At 69.8% G+C, this 16,011-nt stretch carries 13 protein-coding genes; 5 read left to right on the forward strand and 8 right to left on the reverse strand.

Annotated elements, in window-relative coordinates; genetic code table 11:
• Positions 1–295 precede the first annotated feature (295 nt).
• From B1L11_RS14360 to B1L11_RS14375, 4 genes are all read left to right on the forward strand, one after another.
• Positions 296–937 carry a hypothetical protein gene (locus B1L11_RS14360; RefSeq protein WP_079314935.1) on the forward strand — a complete coding sequence of 214 codons (642 nt, stop codon included), beginning with the start codon at positions 296–298 and terminating at the stop codon, positions 935–937.
• On the forward strand, positions 927–1,502 hold the full coding sequence (locus tag B1L11_RS46815) for a hypothetical protein (RefSeq protein WP_179155139.1): 576 nt from the start codon (positions 927–929) through the stop codon (positions 1,500–1,502). Before B1L11_RS14360 ends, B1L11_RS46815 begins: the two co-directional genes overlap by 11 nt.
• Complete coding sequence (locus B1L11_RS14370) at positions 1,388–2,689, forward strand: DUF4012 domain-containing protein (RefSeq protein ID WP_143737261.1); 1,302 nt, start codon at positions 1,388–1,390, stop codon at positions 2,687–2,689. The genes B1L11_RS46815 and B1L11_RS14370 overlap by 115 nt, the downstream gene beginning before the upstream one ends.
• An 85-nt stretch (positions 2,690–2,774) precedes the next feature.
• Positions 2,775–3,410, forward strand: coding sequence for a hypothetical protein (locus B1L11_RS14375; protein WP_079314938.1), 636 nt, complete (start codon positions 2,775–2,777; stop codon positions 3,408–3,410).
• 46 nt (positions 3,411–3,456) lie between these two features.
• On the opposite strand, the gene B1L11_RS14380 is transcribed toward B1L11_RS14375, so the two are convergent.
• The 5 genes from B1L11_RS14380 to B1L11_RS14400 all read right to left on the reverse strand — a co-directional run bounded on the left by B1L11_RS14380 (position 3,457) and on the right by B1L11_RS14400 (position 8,996).
• Positions 3,457–4,833 (reverse strand): polysaccharide biosynthesis tyrosine autokinase, encoded by a 1,377-nt coding sequence (locus tag B1L11_RS14380; RefSeq protein WP_079314939.1) that lies wholly within the window; start codon positions 4,831–4,833, stop codon positions 3,457–3,459.
• Between the two features lies 1 nt (position 4,834).
• Positions 4,835–5,866, reverse strand: coding sequence for a glycosyltransferase family 4 protein (locus B1L11_RS14385; RefSeq protein ID WP_179155140.1), 1,032 nt, complete (start codon positions 5,864–5,866; stop codon positions 4,835–4,837).
• Positions 5,863–6,852: an NAD(P)-dependent oxidoreductase gene (locus tag B1L11_RS14390; RefSeq protein WP_079314941.1), complete on the reverse strand. Its 990-nt coding sequence runs from the start codon at positions 6,850–6,852 to the stop codon at positions 5,863–5,865. Before B1L11_RS14390 ends, B1L11_RS14385 begins: the two co-directional genes overlap by 4 nt.
• 71 nt (positions 6,853–6,923) lie before the next feature.
• Positions 6,924–7,865, reverse strand: coding sequence for an NAD-dependent epimerase/dehydratase family protein (locus tag B1L11_RS14395; protein ID WP_079314942.1), 942 nt, complete (start codon positions 7,863–7,865; stop codon positions 6,924–6,926).
• Positions 7,866–7,895: 30 nt separating this feature from the next.
• A complete protein-coding gene (locus B1L11_RS14400; RefSeq protein ID WP_256862532.1) occupies positions 7,896–8,996 on the reverse strand; it encodes a glycosyltransferase in 1,101 nt (366 codons plus the stop codon).
• Positions 8,997–9,465: 469 nt separating this feature from the next.
• Between B1L11_RS14400 and B1L11_RS14405 the strand changes: the two genes are divergently transcribed.
• Positions 9,466–10,599, forward strand: a complete 1,134-nt coding sequence (locus B1L11_RS14405; RefSeq protein ID WP_218671116.1) for a glycosyltransferase — start codon at positions 9,466–9,468, stop codon at positions 10,597–10,599.
• A gap of 145 nt (positions 10,600–10,744) precedes the next feature.
• On the opposite strand, the gene B1L11_RS14410 is transcribed toward B1L11_RS14405, so the two are convergent.
• The 3 genes from B1L11_RS14410 to B1L11_RS46820 form a co-directional block, all read right to left on the reverse strand.
• Entirely contained in the window at positions 10,745–13,156 is a 2,412-nt protein-coding gene (locus B1L11_RS14410; RefSeq protein WP_179155142.1) for a hypothetical protein, read from the reverse strand.
• A 157-nt stretch (positions 13,157–13,313) separates the two neighbouring features.
• The gene (locus tag B1L11_RS14415; RefSeq protein WP_179155143.1) at positions 13,314–14,420 is read right to left on the reverse strand and encodes a glycosyltransferase family 4 protein; all 1,107 of its coding nucleotides are present in this window, start codon (positions 14,418–14,420) and stop codon (positions 13,314–13,316) included.
• On the reverse strand, positions 14,417–15,673 hold the full coding sequence (locus tag B1L11_RS46820) for a hypothetical protein (protein ID WP_179155144.1): 1,257 nt from the start codon (positions 15,671–15,673) through the stop codon (positions 14,417–14,419). The genes B1L11_RS14415 and B1L11_RS46820 overlap by 4 nt, the downstream gene beginning before the upstream one ends.
• Positions 15,674–16,011 lie beyond the last annotated feature (338 nt).

The following is a 16,011-nucleotide window of genomic DNA, read 5'->3' on the forward strand; positions in this document are numbered from 1 at the left end:
TTGGCACGCCGGGCACGTGAGCGGTAAGTCCGTCGCGTGTCCCGCGCCGTACGGCCCGCGCGAGCCGTACGGTGTGCGTCTCGCACCATTCCGCCGGGGTTATTCGGCTGCGGTCAACGAAGCGAAAACCTGGACGATCCTTCGGTAAGCACCGTGCGCCGTGATGGAGAGAGTCTTCCCTGGGCGCATATAACAGTCGAGCAGCGAAATATCGCTGGCAATCAGGGCAAATGCTCAATAAATTGAGCGGCCATTATCGGGAGTCCACGTGGCGCGAACTAAAATACCTATCTTTGTGGCGGCGGCGGTCGCCGGGGGTCTGGCCCTCGGGATCCCCGGGGCTGCGGCGGCGCAGTCTGTCGGATTCACCGTCCTTCCGTCGGGCGACGGCGTCTATCCGCCCAGGCCCGTCGTGGTGGAGAACGTCCAGACGCCGACGGAGCCGGTGGTGAGCGACAACCAGGTGACGCAGCCCAACAACGGCTGGATCTGGCCGCAGAACAACTGGCAGGGCTGGAACTGGCCGCAGGCCTACACCAACAACGACACCACGAACAGCAACGCGCAGCCTGTCGTCGCACCCGCCGGTGTGGGCGGCAACGGTGGGGTCACGCCGGTGCAGAACGCCGTGCAGCAGGCCGCGCCCGAGGCGATGCCGGAGGAGGAAGCCGAAGAGGAAGTGCCGGAGGAGGAGACCGAAGAGGAGAAGACCTCCGATGAGGAGGACTTCGAGGACGAGGCGGCGGGCATGGGCCCCGAGGAGACCACGGGCGGGGGCGGTCCCGCGCAGGCCGCGGGCGGCCCGACCGGAGGCCCGCAGCTGCCGTTCACGGGTGCGCCGATGAGCGTGGCCGCCGCGGGCGCGGGCCTGCTGGCCGTCGCCCTGGGCTGCACTCTCCTTTCCGCGCGACGTCGCCGGTCGAGCGGTGCCGAGTAGGAGAAATCGCCGGCTGGTCGTCGTCGGCCTGCCGTCGCTGGCCCTCGGCCTCGTGCTGGCCGGGGGCTGGGCGGCCCACCTCGGGCTGAGCGTGCGCGACCAATTGGAGGCGACGCGGGCCGCCCTGCTCCGGCTGAGGCCGGGCGACATCGGGGCGGCCCGCTCCGCCGCCGCGACGCTCGCGGAGGCACGCGCTCACGCGGCGGAGGCGCGGCGGCTGACCGGCGGTGCCTACTGGGCGCTGCTCACGCACCTTCCCGTGGTGGGCGACGGTGCGGCGACGGCCAGGGGGCTGGCCGCGTCCGTCGCGGACGTCACCGACGTGCTGACCCGGGTGGAGCGCGCGGCCGCCCCGCTGCTGTCCGCGAGCGCGAAGGTGCCGGGAGATCTGCGGCGCGCTCTGGCCGCCCTCGACGTGATGGCGCCGGTCCTGCGCGACGGCGCGTCCGCGTGGAGGCCGCGACGTCGCGCGTCGCGAGCACCCCGGCCTCGACCGGGCTGGCGGCCCTGGACGCGGCACGCCACACCGTGCTTCGCGAGGCGGCCCGGCTGCGCGCCTTCCTGAACCAGGGGGCGGACGCCGCGGCGCTGCTGCCGCCCATGCTGGGCCGCGACGGTCCCCGCCGCTACTTCCTCGCGTTCGAGACCAACGCCGAGGCCCGCGGCACCGGCGGCCTCGTCGGCGCGTTCGGCATCCTCAAGGCGGACGGCGGCAGGGTGTCCGTCGCGCGGCTGTCGGCCAACACCGGCATGGCGGCGAGCGCGAAGCCCGTCGTCGACCTCGGCCAGGGGTTCGTCTCGCGGTACGGGCGGGGTGCGACCACGACGCTGTCGGTGTCCAACCTGTCCCCGCACTTCCCCTACGCCGCGGCCACCTGGACCGGGCTGTGGCGCCGACAGACCGGTCAGGAGCTGGACGGGGCCATCGCGACCGACCCGGTCGGCCTCTCCTACATCCTGGGCGCCATCGGGCCGGTGAAGCTGCCCGGCGGTGAGACGGTGACGGCCGGCAACGTCGTCGATCTGACGGAGCGCGAGGCCTACGCCCGCTACCCGGACCCCGTGGAGCGCAAGAAGTACCTGATCAGGATCGCGGGCGCGGTCAGCGAGGCGCTGACCGGCGCACTGGACCGGCCCACGCGGCTGTTGCCCGCCTTCTCAGGCATAGTGAGTGAGCGCCGGCTCCGGGTCTGGAGCCGGGTCGAGGACGAGGAGCGCCGTCTGGCGGCCACCCCGCTCGGCGGGGTGCTGCCCGAGCGGCGCGGGCCGTACGCCGGGCTCGTGGTGAACAACTCGGCCGGCACCAAGCTCGACTACTACCTGGACCGATCGCTCACCTACGAACTCGGTCCGTGCCGCCCGGACGGAATGCGCTCCTCCCGGGTGCGGATCCGGCTGACCAACGACGCGCCGCACGGCCGGCTGCCCACGTACGTGACCGACCGGCTCGACGACCCGGAGCACCCGCACGCCCCGGGCTCCAACCTGCTGTGGGTGTCGCTGTACGCCGGGGTCGGCGCCAAGGCGACGGCGGTGCGGCTCGACGGGCGGCCCATCTCGTACTACGCGGAGACCGAACGGTCCCATCCCGTCTACTCCAAGGTCCTGGAGTTCGCTCCCGGCCAGTCGAGGACGCTGGAGTTCGACCTGCTCGAGCCGTACTCGGCGGCGGCCCCCGTGGTCCCCGTGCAGCCGCTCGTCCGCCCGCAGCGGACGAGGGTGACGGCCGACAGCAGGGGCTGCTCCTCCTGACGAGCGCCGACGGGAATCGACAGGATCCGTAAAACCCGGCGTGCCGCGATCGGCGGCACGCCGGGCGCCGCCTAGCGTCCCGCCCATGGAACGTAAGTATCCGGGGGAGACCACGGCGCAGGAGACGAACGGGGACAGCAGGCCGGAGGACGCAGGGACCTTCCGCGTCCTGTTCGTGTGCACAGGGAACATCTGCAGGTCGGCCATGGCCGAGCGGCTCGCCCTGGCCGCGTTGGGGCCGGATTCGCCGATCCTCGTGGGCAGCGCGGGCACCCACGCGAGGCCGGGACTTCCGATGGCCGAGCGGGCGTGCGGGGTGCTGCTGCGGCTCGGCGGCGATCCCGAGGGCTTCGCCTCGCGCCCGCTCACCGCCGAGGCGGTGGCCGGCGCCGATCTCGTGCTGGCGGCCTCGTCCGAGCACCGCGCCGCGGCGGTGGCCCTGCATCCCGTCGCGGCCGCGCGCGCGTTCACCATCGTCGAGTTCGGCGCGCTCGCCCGTGCGGTCCCTGCGGAGACGGTGCTGAGCAACGGGCATCCTGCCTGCCGGGCACGGGCCCTGCTGGAGGAGGCCCACGCGCTGCGAGGGCTGGTCCGGGTGGACCAGCCCGACATCGCGGACCCCTACGGAGGCCCCCGCAGGGCCTACCGGGAGGCGGCCCGCCGGATCGCGGACGCGCTCGCCGTTCCGTTGCGCCTGCTCGGGCACGGGTCGGCGCGCTGACCCCCGCCATCCCGCTCCCCGTCGCACCGGGGCCAGGCTCGCCCGCTCATGCCTCCACCGGCTCGGGAAGCTTCGGCGTCTCCTGCTCGGTCCCGGTGTAGCGGTACTCGTAGTAGTCGCCCCGCTTCGCCGGCACGAAGTTCAGGACCGTCCCGACGAGACGGGCGTTGATCGACGACAGCAGTTCCTCGGCGCGTGCCACCTGCTCGCGCCGCGTCCTGCCGTGCCGTACGACGAGCAGGGCGCCGTCGCAGACCGCGGACAGGGCCGCGGCGTCGGTGACCGGCAACAGCGGCGGCGCGTCGATGATCACCATGTCGTACTCCTCGGTGAGCTGGGCGAGCACCGAGCGCATGCCCTGTGAACCGAGCAGCTCGCTGGGGTTCGGCGGGATCCTGCCGCTGGGCAGGACGGACAGGGCCGGCTGCCCCCACGTCTGTATGACGTCGTGCAGCCGAGCCCGCTCGATGAGGACGTCGGTGAGGCCGGTGCCGCCTTCGATGCCGAGATAGGTGGCGAGACGAGGGCGGCGCAGGTCGGCGTCGATGAGGATCACCCGCCAGCCGGCGTGGGCCATCGTGATCGCCAGGTTGGCGGAAGTGGAGGACTTGCCCTCCGCTGGCAGGCAACTGGTCACCACCAGCGACTTCAACTGCCTGTCCACCTCGATGAACTGCAGGTTCGTGCGCAGGGACCGGTAGGACTCCGCCCGTGACGATCGTCCGTCGCTACGGACGATCAGCGGGTGCTGCCGCGCGTCCCGCTCGAAGCCGATCATGCCGAGAACCGCACTCCTGGAGACCTGCTGTAGCGTCTCCAGGGCCTTGATGGTCGTGTCCAGCCGATCGCGCAGCACCAGCGTGCCGATGCCGGCGAACAGCGCCAGCAGAAGTCCCAACGCCACGTTGAGCAGCGGCTTGGGAGACACCGGCACTTTCGGGACCTCCGCCGCGTCCACGACGGAGACCCGGACCGTGGCGCGGCTCTTGGGACTGGGCCGCTCGAGCTGGTCGACCAGCGCGGAGAAGGCCGCCCCCAGGGCGTTGGCCCGGACGGCGGCGCGCCTCGGATCGGTGTCGGTGACGGTGGCGCGCAGGAGCGACGTGCTGGGAATGGACTCGGCCGTGATGCTCTCCTGCAGGCTGGGGATGTCCGCACCCTGGGCGATCTGGCCGACCACCCGGCGACTGGTCAGCAGGGTGGCGTAGGACTGCACCCGCTGCTGCGACAGGGCCCCGGCCTGGAGGGCGGCGGAGATGCTGCCCTCCCTGTCGTCCCCGGAGACCAGCATGGAGATCGTCGAGACGTACTTGGGCGGTGTGTTCGCGGTGATGACGAGCGCGGCCGTCACCCCGGTGATCAGCGAGAGCAGCAGGAGCAGCCAGTTCCTGCGGATGAGTCGCACGTAATAGAGCAGATCCATGTCATTTCCGTCTGGCGAGGTGAGAGGACTGCGCGCGGAGCGACGGGTAGACCCGCACCCGTTGCGGCAGGCCGATGAGAACGGAGGCGGCCATCAGCCCGATGAGCGACGCGCTGAGCGGTGAGATCCAGCGCAGTGTCATCAGCAGGTCCAGCACCCCGGTCACGGCCGCGAGGGCGGCGAGCGTCAGGGCGGTGAGCCGCTTGCTGAGACCGAGTTTGTGCAGCCGATGGGACAGGTGGTCCGTCCCGCCCTGCATGATCGACCGCCCGGCCCTCGTGCGCGACAGCACCACGACTCCCGTGTCGACGGTCGCGACGAAGGTCGGCAGGAGCAGGCCCGCGATCGCGGTGTCGGGGCCCCGGCCTGTGACCAGCAGGGCCGCCGAGCAGGCGAGGACGAATCCGATGAACAACGAGCCGGCGTCCCCCATGAAGATCTTCGCCGGTGCCCAGTTGTACGGCAGGAACCCCAATACGGACAGAAACAGGGCCGTCAGGAGCAGCCCGAGCGCCGGTTGCCCGGACACGAAGGCCGCCGCCGCGAGGAGCGCGGCGCCCACCACGGCGACCGCGCCGAGAGCGCCGTCCATGTTGTCGAGCAGGTTGAAGGAGTTGGTGACCACGGCGATCCATACCAGGGTGGCCAGGAGGTCCAGCCAGGTGCCGGTGAGCGGCGCCACGACTCCGCTCACCACGACGACGCCGGCCGCCAGCGCCTGAACGGCCAACCGCGTGAGCGGGGGGAGCGGGATGAGATCGTCGATCAGGCCGAGCAGGGCCATGGCCAGGGCGCCGACGAGGATGCCGGCGACCGGCCGGACGGCCGGCCCGGCGAGTGCGATCGGCGGGACGAGGGTGCCCAGCGCGATGGCGACCCCGCCCAGGTAGGGAGTGGGCCGCCGATGCGACTTGTGCCCCCCGGGCCGGTCCACGATTCCCCAGCGCAGCGCTACCCGTCGCAGCACGAGCGTGGCCGCCGCGGTCAGCAGAAAGCCGCAGACCGCGGCGGCCAGGACAGTGGAGCTGTTCACCGCAGGGGAGCCGCCAGCTCCGCCCGGGCCTCGGCGATGGTCTCCGTCAGGATGTCGTCCAGCGTCCGGCGCGGCGACCATCCGGTCAGCTCGCGCAGCCTGGTCGTGTCGGGGACACGGCGCGTCATGTCCTCGAAGCCCTCCCCGTACGCCTCGGAGTATGGGACCAGCTCGACGCCCGACGTGCTCTTCGTCATCTCGATGACGAGCTTGGCGAGCTCCAGGATGCTCACCTCGTGACTCGCTCCGATGTTGAACGTCCGGCCCACCGCGCCCTCGTGGTCCAGCAGGCGCACCAACCCGTCGACCACGTCCTTGACGTGGGCGAAGCACCGAGTCTGGGTGCCGTCGCCGTACACGGTGAGAGGCTGCCCGGTGACCGCCTGCCGGACGAGGGCGGGGATGACCATGCCGTACGCGGGGCTCTGCCGGGGGCCGACGGTGTTGAACAGCCGCACGACGATCGTCGGCAGGCCGCGCTCCTTGTGGTAGGTGTTGGCCAGGATCTCGTCGACGGCCTTCGCCGTGCTGTAGGACCATTTGGCCAGCGCCGGGCTGCCGAGGATGCGGTCGGCGGACTCGGTGAGCGCGTCGCCGGCGTTCTTGCCGTAGATCTCACTCGTGCTCGTCACGAGGATCTTGCGCCGGTAGCGGTGGGCCGCCTCGATGACGGTCTCCGTGCCGCGGATGTTGGTGACGAAGGAGCGCAGCGGCTCTTTGAGAATCAGCTTGACCCCGACGGCCGCCGCGAGGTGGACGACCACGTCGCACTGGCGCACGAGCTCGTCGACCATGAGGGTGTCCAGCACCGATCCCTGCACGAAACGCAGGTTCGGGTGCGGGGTGAGGTTGGCGAGCCGGCCTGTCGACAGGTCGTCGAGCACGACGACCGAGTCGCCGCGGGCGAGCAACGCGTCGGTCAGATGGGAGCCGACGAAACCGCTTCCACCCGTGATGAGGTAGGTCCGCCTTGGTGCGTTAGTCACCGAATCCTCCTGGGACGTGTGCTTGAGATGTGAAAGACGGCGTGCGAAACGCGTGTGCAGAAGGGACGAGGTCAGCGGTGCGGCCCGGAGGTCTTCTCGAACCACTCCACGGTCTGGCGCAGCCCCTCGTCCATCGGCACCGCCCGCACGCCGGGGAACAGGTCGAGAAGCCGCCGGGAAGACGCCTGCGACACACGGATGTCACCCGCGCGCGGAGGGAGGAACGTCGCCTCCACATGGCGGCCGAGCACCGCGCCGAGGGCGTCCTTCAGGGACAGCAGCGAGGTCCGCGACCCGAACGCGAGGTTCACCGGGGTGCCGCTCGCCACCCCGCGGACCGCCGCCTCGGTGAGCACCGCCGCGACCGTCCCGACGTAGGTGAAGTCCCGTGCCTGGGTGCCGTCGCCGTGGATCGGCACCGGTTCGCCGGCGAGCGCGGCGGTCACGAACGCCGGGATGACCGCCGCGTACGCGTGGCCGGACGACTGCATGGGCCCGTACACGTTGAAGAAGCGGAAGGGCAGCACCCGCAGGCCGAAGCTCGCCGCGTAGGCCACGGCGTATGCCTCCGTGGCGAGCTTGCTCGCGGCGTACGGGCTGAGCGGGCGCGTGGGCAGGTCCTCGTGCTTGTACGGTTCCGTGCAGTCGCCGTAGACGGAGGACGAGGACGCCAGGATCAGGTGCGGCCGGGTCGCCCGGCACGCCTCCAGGACGTGGAGCGTGCCCGTCGCGTTGGCCGTGTGTGACGCCAGCGGGTCGGCCAGGGACCTGGGCACGGAGGGCCGCGCGGCGAGGTGCACGACGGTGTCCGCCCGGGAGACGAGATCGCCGAGCAGTTCCCGGTCCAGGATGCTCCCGGTCACCAGCTCCACGCCTACGTCCTCGATATTGCGCCGGTCGCCGGTGCTCAGGTCGTCGAGCACGGTGACGCTCTCGATCTCGGGCCGGGTGGTGAGCGCGCGACAGAGATTCGCACCGATGAAACCGGCGCCGCCCGTCACAAGGATCCTCATGTGTTGCTCTTTTCAGACAAGGCGGTGCCGCTAGGCGCCGCGAAGTGATCGGTAAAGGGCTTCTGTGTTCGAGACGAGGCGTTCGACGCCGAACGTGCCGGTCGTCCACTCGCGGGCCGCCTCGCCCATCCGGCGGGACAGTTCGGTGTCCGAGAGCAGCCGCACGACGTGCTCGGCGAGTTCGGCAGCGTCGGTGGCGGCGAGGAGTCCTGTGTGGCCGTCGCGCACGATCTCGGCGATGCTGCCGACGCGGGTGGAGACCGCGGGTGTTCCGGCCATGCCTGCTTCCACCAGTGTCAGCGGGGTGCCCTCGTTGTCGGCGGTCATCAGCACCACGTCGGCGGCGGAGTAGACCGTCTCGACGTCCTTCCGCCATCCGAGCAGGTGGAAGGAGTTCGGGGCGAAGCCGATCCCGTGCTCCAGCTCCTGCCTCAGCTCGCCGTCGCCGCAGACGACGAACCGGCAACCGGGTATGCGGCGAAGGACCGCGTCCGCCACCTCGAGGAAGCGGTCGGGCCGTTTGATCCGGGTGAGCCGCCCGACGTAGGCGACCACCGGCGCGTCCTGGGGGAGCCCCAGCTCGGCCCGGGCCGCCTCCCTGGCGGGCACCGGGCCCAGCCGCACGCCGGGCGGGATGACGACGTACTGCTCCCGCCGCCCGATACCGGCGGCCAGCAACTCGTCGCGGACCTGGGCTCCGACGGTCACCAGCCGGTCCGACATCGACGCGAGCGCCCGCTCCGTCCGTATGTAGAGGCGTAGCTTGGCGGGGGAGAAGTAGCCGTGCAGCAGGTGCCCGTGGAACACGTGGACCTTCGCCGCCCCCACCCCCGACAGGCGCGCCGCCGTCCGGCCGAGCGCGCCCGCCTTGGCCGTGCGAGTGTGCACGATGTGCGGCCGGAACTCGCGCATGGCACGGACCAGCCGGAAAAGGGCGCGCACGTCGTTCGCCGGGCTGATCGACCGGCCGAGGCCCCGCACGCGGTGCACCGGCACGGAGGCGTCACGCAGGCGCAGATGGTCGCCCTCGGCGTCCCCGACGTGGCCGATGTAGAGCCGGTGGTCGAACTCCTCGGAGTTCAGACCCTTCGACAGTCCCAGAACCTGCGTGGCGGGGCCGCCCACATTCATGCGGGCAATGATTTCCATGACGCGAATCCGGCTGTCCGGCTTCATAGGGTCCCTCGCTGATAGGCCTGCCTCACGCCCGAGAAACTAACCGGCGCGCGGATCTCCGCATCGGTGCGCTCACCGTGACGGGGAAGAGTTTCCGATTTCGGTACCCGGCCATGATCGATCGGCCGTCGCCTCGGGCGAGACGGACATCGTGGCTGCTCGCGGTGTTGATCGCCATTGCGGGCCGCATTCGGACAGGCGGCTCGATGTGCGGGAAAGGAGAGTCCAAAGGGGCCGTGTTTCGCTTGCCTGTGCCCGTCCCGATGATTTCCTTTTCAGATATCCCCGGTGCGCTCGCCGAGTCGGCGAAGCGCGATCCGCGGGCATTTCAAACCCGCGATTCCGAATGGCGCGGATAAAGAATCGGTAGGCGGAGCACATGGACTGTCATTCCAATTTCGGCTGCGGCCACACTGACGTGCCGGTGCCGGCCGGCCCGGGCACGACCCGTCTCCGGGTGTGCGAGGTCGTGAAGACCCTCGATCCCGGGGGCGCCGAAGTGTTGCTCGTCGAGCGGTTGGTGACGGCCCGGAGGCGGATCGTGGACAGCGCTGTGGACTACACGGTGATCTGCCTGCGGGCGTCGACCGGTGAGCTCATCGAGCGCCTGCGCTCGGCCGGAGTGACGGTCGTAGATCTCAGTTCGTGCCCACGGGCGCTGGTCTACGCCAGGCTTGCCGCACTGGTCCGGCGGATCGCGCCGGATGTGCTGAACGTGCATTCTCCGGCGCCCGGCATCGTGCTCCGCCCGTTCGTGCGGCTCACCAGGCGCAGGTCCGTCCTCGTGTCGACGGTTCACGGCGTGCGATGGCGCAAGACGATGTTCCTCGACCGGCTCACCCGGAGTCTGCTGGACGACCGTACCGTCGCCGTGTCGCCGACGGTGGCGCGCTCTCGCGCCGTCGCGGGTTGCCGTCGTCTGCTGACCCGGATTCACGGGGTCGACGTGGGGGACCAGCGGGAGTGGGCCGCACGGGCGGCCGGCGTGCGGCGCGAGTTCGACGTGCCCGAGAGCGCCTTCCTGTGCGTCACCATCGCCAACTTCCGCCCTGAGAAGAACCATCGCATGCTCGTCCAGGCGGCCTCCGAAGTGGTTCGTGCCCGCCCGGACGCCGTTTTCCTGCTCGCGGGGGAAGGGCCGCTGCGGGACGCGGTCGTTCGCGACGTGCGGGAGCGGCGCCTCACCGGGCAGGTGCGCGTCCTCGGGCGGGTATCCGGAGCCAGGAGGCTGATCGCGGCAGCCGACCTTCTCGTCCTCAGCTCCCACCATGAGGGGCTGCCCGTCGTGGTGATGGAGGCGCTCGCGGCGGGGGTGCCCGTGGTCTCCACCCGGGTCGGCGGACTGCCGGACCTGGTCACGTCGGGGCGGAACGGCATCCTCACCGAGCCGGGATCGCCCGGCGCCCTCGCCGGCGCCGTGATCCAGGCGATGGAGCCGCGGACCCATCGTGAGCTGCGGGCCGGAGCCCTGGCCGATGGGGACGGCTTGGACATGGTCACGACGTCGGAATGGTTCGAGGAGCTCTACGAGGAGCTGACCAGAGGAGTGAGGGTCTGACGCGCAGGGCGGCGTCGCCGCGCAGGGGCGATGTTTTCACGCCTGGCCGGCGCGCGGCCCACACCGAACCCGGCGAACGGTTCATGATGGATAGAGGACAGGAGGGACACCCGCAGGGCGGTGCCCCTCCTTCCGTTCGGCAGCGTCACCGCTCCGGGATCTCGTACACGGCGAAGTCGCCGGAACGGAAGCGTTCGGTCGCGTAGTCCGCGATGCGTCCGGCATGCCGCTCGTCGGCGAAGAGCCACCGGACCCCGTAGACGCTCCGCAGTCGCTGGACGGATTCCCGGCTGGGGGCGGCGAACGCGGCGTCGTTGGCCCCGAGTCGCGCGCTGTCCCAGAAATGCGCGCACTCCGGAGCCTGACCCGGCTGCACCCGCTCCCAGTTCTTGCTGCTGTACGCCCATCCCTCGACCAGTACGCGCCGCTCGGTCAGAGCACTCACCCAGAATTGGCGGGAATCGTGACATTTCGAGCTGCTCCAGCGGAAATGCCCGTTCGTGGCGACGAGATCGTCCACCCCTGAATGGCCGCGAAGCCATCGTCCGGCGGTCAGCGCGCCTTGGGGGAGGGCCGTCGCCGTCATCGGCCCCGCCGTATTCTCCGGCCCGGCTCCGGCGGCCGGGTACAGCCTCGACAGGGCCTCCAAGACGCGCGCGTGCGCCGCCGCGGGCAAGCCCACAGCGGCGACCAGCGACAACGTGAGCGCGGCACCCGCACGGCCACGCTTCACGATCAGGGCGATCGCCGCCAGCGTGACGAGAGCCAGCAGCACGAGGTAGGGCAGGTACAGGAGCGCGGGCGGCTGACCGGGGTGCAGCGGGATCGCGATGCCGCAGAGCAGCGGGATGAGACAGGCGGCGACGGCTCCGGCGCCGGCGGCGCAAGCCGTCATCACGAGAGAGGCACGTGTATGGCGGACGGCGACGACGAGCCCGTACACCGAAACGATGGCCATGTAGGGATACACCGCTCGCAGGAAGTAGAGCTGGTTGAGGTGGCTGTTCCCCAGCAGGAGGACCGCACCCAGACCGGCGCCACCCATGCCGATCATCATGACGACGGAGGGGCGCATCAGCAGGCCTGGCCGGGTGAGCAGCCCCGCGATCCCGCACCAGGCGGTGACCCAGCACAGCAGGTACACGAGTGTGAGACCGGCCACGGCTGCCGGTGCCGGGCCGCCGGGCAGTCCCGTGAACTCGTGCCAGAGGTTCGTGGTGATGGAGAGGGGGGAGAGGCTGACCGCCTGACGGGCGCCCCGGTACAGCACGGCCTGCGCGCAGACAAGACACGCCAGGGTGATCCCCAGTGCGATCAGCGGGGTCCGCGGCAAACGGCGGCTCCGGACCGCTCCCAGAGTGGCGACCGCTATCAGTCCCGCTGTCAGCAGCGGAAGATACGTCGACTTGGCACCCGTCAACGCGACGAGGAAGATCGTGAGCAGCAGCCAGTTGCTGCGGCGGCGTACCCCTCCTTCGAGGATGTCGATGAGCAGAAGAGCGGCCGGTGCGAAAAGGACGGCCCCGAACGTTTGACTCGGGCTGGCCCATGCCTCGTCCGGAATCCCGCCCCATGTGAATATGCCGTTCTTGCCCAGATAAAGGCTGGGAGCTGCCATGAACATCGCTCCCAGGACGGCCAGGAACGCGCCCGGCCATGAGTCGATGACGCGGCGGGCGACCATGCCGACCAGTACGACGAGCGCGCCCAGCATGGGCAGCATGGCGAGGCGGAGCAGCAGGACCACAGGCTCCACCCCCGTCACCCAACTCGTCGCGGCCAGTTCCGCGTGGACGAACCAGTGGTAGAAAAGCGGCTCTCCGGCGACGGCGGGGTCCTTCGGAGGCATGTGGTGTTTGATCTCACCGATCAGGGACAGGTGAAACGAGGTGTCGGTGGCCGACGACCCGAGCGCCGGCCAGGTCAGGGGATTCTTGGTGAAGAAGGCGAACAGGCTCCAGGCGACCTGGTAGGCGACCGTCAGGGTGATCGACCACGACCACCACAGGGGTATGCCCCGGCGGGGCGCGCTCCTCCAATGTCCGCGCAGCCGGGGCACCACCAAGAACAGCAGGTAGGTGCCGACGGGAAAGGCCAGCACGAGCAGGGGGAGGCCGGCCACGCGTGCCGCGATGTATGCAGCCACCTCGAGGACGTAACCCAGCGCCAACCCCAGGGCGAGTTCCTCAGTCAGGGATCGGGCATCGCGATAGAGGAATCGGATCAGCAGGACGCCGGGAAAGGTCAATCCCAGCGCGATGTAGGTGAAGAAGACCGCGATATCCGGGATCGAGACACCGGAGAGGCGCAGGACGGTCAGGGTGAAAACAGCGAGAAAGACCGCCGGGAACCAGGGGCGGACTGATCTGCGTCGCGAGGGCCGGTCGATGTTGGATTGTCGTGCCGGACCCGTGTCCGGCGTGGTTGTTTTTACGTATTCTCCGCTGCGGACGGAAGAATTATCTCCGACCCGGTCCATCGCCATGATGGCACCGTAATAGCGTGGGCGAATCACTCCGGGCCGGACACGGCTCGTTGGTGGTTTCTTGCTGAACATTGTGCGAGAAGCTCGGAAGAGCGCCGGTCGTACGCGCGACAACGGTCCGGAGAGGACTCCGGCGCCTGGTCGTGCCGCGTGGACCGGTCGTGCCGGCCGGTCCGGGAGGCGAGCGTGTGGACCGGGAGCGCCCCTCCGCGACACGATCAGGGCGAGATCACGCCGGCAGGGTGGGGACCCGGCGGGAGATGACCGCGTCGTACCAGCGCTCGACGCGCGCGGCCACCAGCGGCCAATCCAGCGCCTCCGCGGCGCGGACGCCTCTTTCGATCATCCGCTGCCGTGCTTCGTCGTCGTCGAGGAGAGTGTGGAGCTGGGTGACCAGATCGTCCACCGACCCCGAACGGAACATCTGGTATGCGTCCGGAGGGGCCGCAGGGTCGAGCGAGGCGTCCGAGGAGACGAGAACGGCGGCGCCCAGCGCCAGCGCTTCCAGCGCCGCGTTCGGTATCCCCTCACCCATGCCCCGCAGCCTCCGGGACGAGTGCACGAGGATCTGGGCCCGGCTCACCAGCGAGTAGACGCGGTCGGGGGGGATGTGCCCGGTGAACTCGATCCCCGGACCGGCCGCCGCGAGCCGCCGCAACCGGTCCCGTTCCGGCCCGTCCCCGGCGATGACGAGGCGCGCGTACGGCCGGGCCTTCCGGACGCGGTGGAAGGCCTCGATGGTCAGGGCATGGTTCTTCGCCTTGATCAGGGAACCGACGCTGACGATCAACCCCCGTTCGACGTGGTCCTCCGTACGAAACCTGGTCAGACGCGGCAGGTCCAGACCGGCCGACGTCATCCGGATGAGCGGGTCGGGAACGCCGACGGCCAGCAGGTCCCCCCTGGGGCGGGTTCCCGCCACCAGGAATCCGCCGACATGGCGGAACGCCCAGGGCATGATCCAGCGGTGGTGCGTCGCGAGGGCGCCGTGGATCTGGAGCCCGAGCGGAATGCCGAGGCGCCGGGCGGCGGGGCCGAGCGCGAGCGCCTCCCGGTGATCGCCGTGCAGGTGGATGACCTCTGGCCGGCCCGTGCGATGGAGCGCGGCGGCGCACTCCATCGCGAAGGCGACCTGGTCGGACTTCTGGGAGACCGCCCGGCTGGCCGCGGTGCGCGTCAGGGGCAGCGACTCGGTGTCCCGCAGAGGCGCTCCGCGACGATGCGCGACGACCACCTCGTGGCCGCCAAGCACCTGCGCGCGGATCTGCCGTTCGATATGGAGCTCCATGCCTCCGGGCTCGGGCGGCAGCCGATAGGCGATATGAAGAATTCTCATGTCAGGCTCCTGGCCGTGCTGATGGGCGGGTGATGCGAGGTGCCGGACGGGGCCTGGCCGCGGCGCTGCGACGCCCGGGCCCAGGCGAACGCGGACAGCAGGCTTACGGCGATCACGATCGGCATCCGTTGCCGGAAGATGAGGCCGATGTTGGACATGCTCGTCGCATACGCGATCGTGCAGGGCACGACGAAGAGCAGGATGACCATGAACACTCGGCGGTCCTGGCGCCACAGGTCGCGTACTCCTCGCCACGCCCAGAAGAGGAGGTAGTACCAGACCAGCGTTTCGATCTTCCCGAGCTGCAGCACGAGGCTGCCGTCCATCCAGGGGAACGGCGACAGCAGCGTGTAGACGAGCTTCGGCAGAATCGCGCTCCATGGATCTCCGCCGTCGTCGAACACGACACCGGAGCCTCCCTCCGCGTTCCCGCTGCGCACCGCTTCGGACTGCCCCTGGTCGAGCTGTTCCTGGAACGACCCGGCTGCGAACTGCGTCGATTCGGGGAAGAACACGAAGAGGGAAAGAACACCGGCGAGCAGGGCGAGAGTGCACAAGGGGAGAGCGCGCTTGGACGCGACGAAGCCGAGGATGAGCGGGAGCCCGCACATGAACACCATGTAGGGGCGCACGTTCCACAGCGCCCACAGCAGCGGTGCGAGCAGCAGTAGCTTCCGGGCATCGAATCTCTGCACGTTCGAGGCGGCGAGGTAGAGGCACGCCACGACGAGGAACGCGTTGAAACCGTCTTTGTACGTGCTCGACGTGTGCAGCAGAAGCGAGGGCATGAACGCCGTCAGGGTGAGGAGCCGGAAGGAGGACCGCTCGTCGGCCCCGATGATCCTCGCGAACCGGTAGACGACGATGCACAGCGCGCAGGCGATCAGTGCCACCACGGAGGTGCACGCCAGGGGAGCCGGACCGCCGCACAGGTAGATGATGAGCGCGAAGAGATTGCAGGGCACTGTGACGGAATAGATGCCGCTTATCTGGGCTGAGGTGACGAATTGGATGCCCTCGCGGTCCCAGTAAGCGACGATCTCCATCGCTCTGTGCTCATAGGTGTGATTGTCGCCGCCGTACGGCAGCAGGCCGGAGCGAATGACCAGGAGATTGACAATGAGCCGTACGGCGAACGCGAGGAGCAGCACCGGCAGGACGATCCGTGCGGTGTCCCGGTCGATGAAGGCGTGAACGAGAAAAACAAGTGTTGCCGCGGTTATCGCGATGACCACGTATTCCAAAAGAATCACCCGCAGATCAGTGGCCGAGACGTTCCGGGACGTCCGTCAATCTAACGGGGAAGGGCGTGACGCACGCTGGACGCAGGGCCGCTCGGTATACCAAGTCCCCGTAAAAGGTCATTCCCCGGTCCGAGCGGCAACCAGGTCGCTAGCCGACCTTCCGGGGACGAACTGATCGAGAGTGCTTCGCCCCGATAAGATTCTGGTAATGGGACAGTGGGCGGGCCGCGTCGGCCCCGGCTCTTGGCATATCAGTCGCCAGACTTGCGCTCATGTGCCTGACCTCGCCTTTTCGCCTTCGCGCACCGGAGAAGCGTGAAGCGTCTCTTGGGGAGCCGGTGACTTTC

This window comes from Microbispora sp. GKU 823 (assembly GCF_002027145.1).
GTDB lineage: Bacteria > Actinomycetota > Actinomycetes > Streptosporangiales > Streptosporangiaceae > Microbispora > Microbispora siamensis.

What these genes read in the sequence shown, in the direction of transcription:
- B1L11_RS14375 (WP_079314938.1), top strand. Translation starts at nt 2,775, where the DNA reads ATGGAACGTAAGTATCCGGGGGAGACCACGGCGCAGGAGACGAACGGG.
- B1L11_RS14380 (WP_079314939.1), bottom strand. Translation starts at nt 4,833, where the DNA reads ATGGATCTGCTCTATTACGTGCGACTCATCCGCAGGAACTGGCTGCTC.
- B1L11_RS14395 (WP_079314942.1), bottom strand. Translation starts at nt 7,865, where the DNA reads ATGAGGATCCTTGTGACGGGCGGCGCCGGTTTCATCGGTGCGAATCTC.
- B1L11_RS14400 (WP_256862532.1), bottom strand. Translation starts at nt 8,996, where the DNA reads ATGAATGTGGGCGGCCCCGCCACGCAGGTTCTGGGACTGTCGAAGGGT.
- B1L11_RS14410 (WP_179155142.1), bottom strand. Translation starts at nt 13,156, where the DNA reads ATGTTCAGCAAGAAACCACCAACGAGCCGTGTCCGGCCCGGAGTGATT.
- B1L11_RS14415 (WP_179155143.1), bottom strand. Translation starts at nt 14,420, where the DNA reads ATGAGAATTCTTCATATCGCCTATCGGCTGCCGCCCGAGCCCGGAGGC.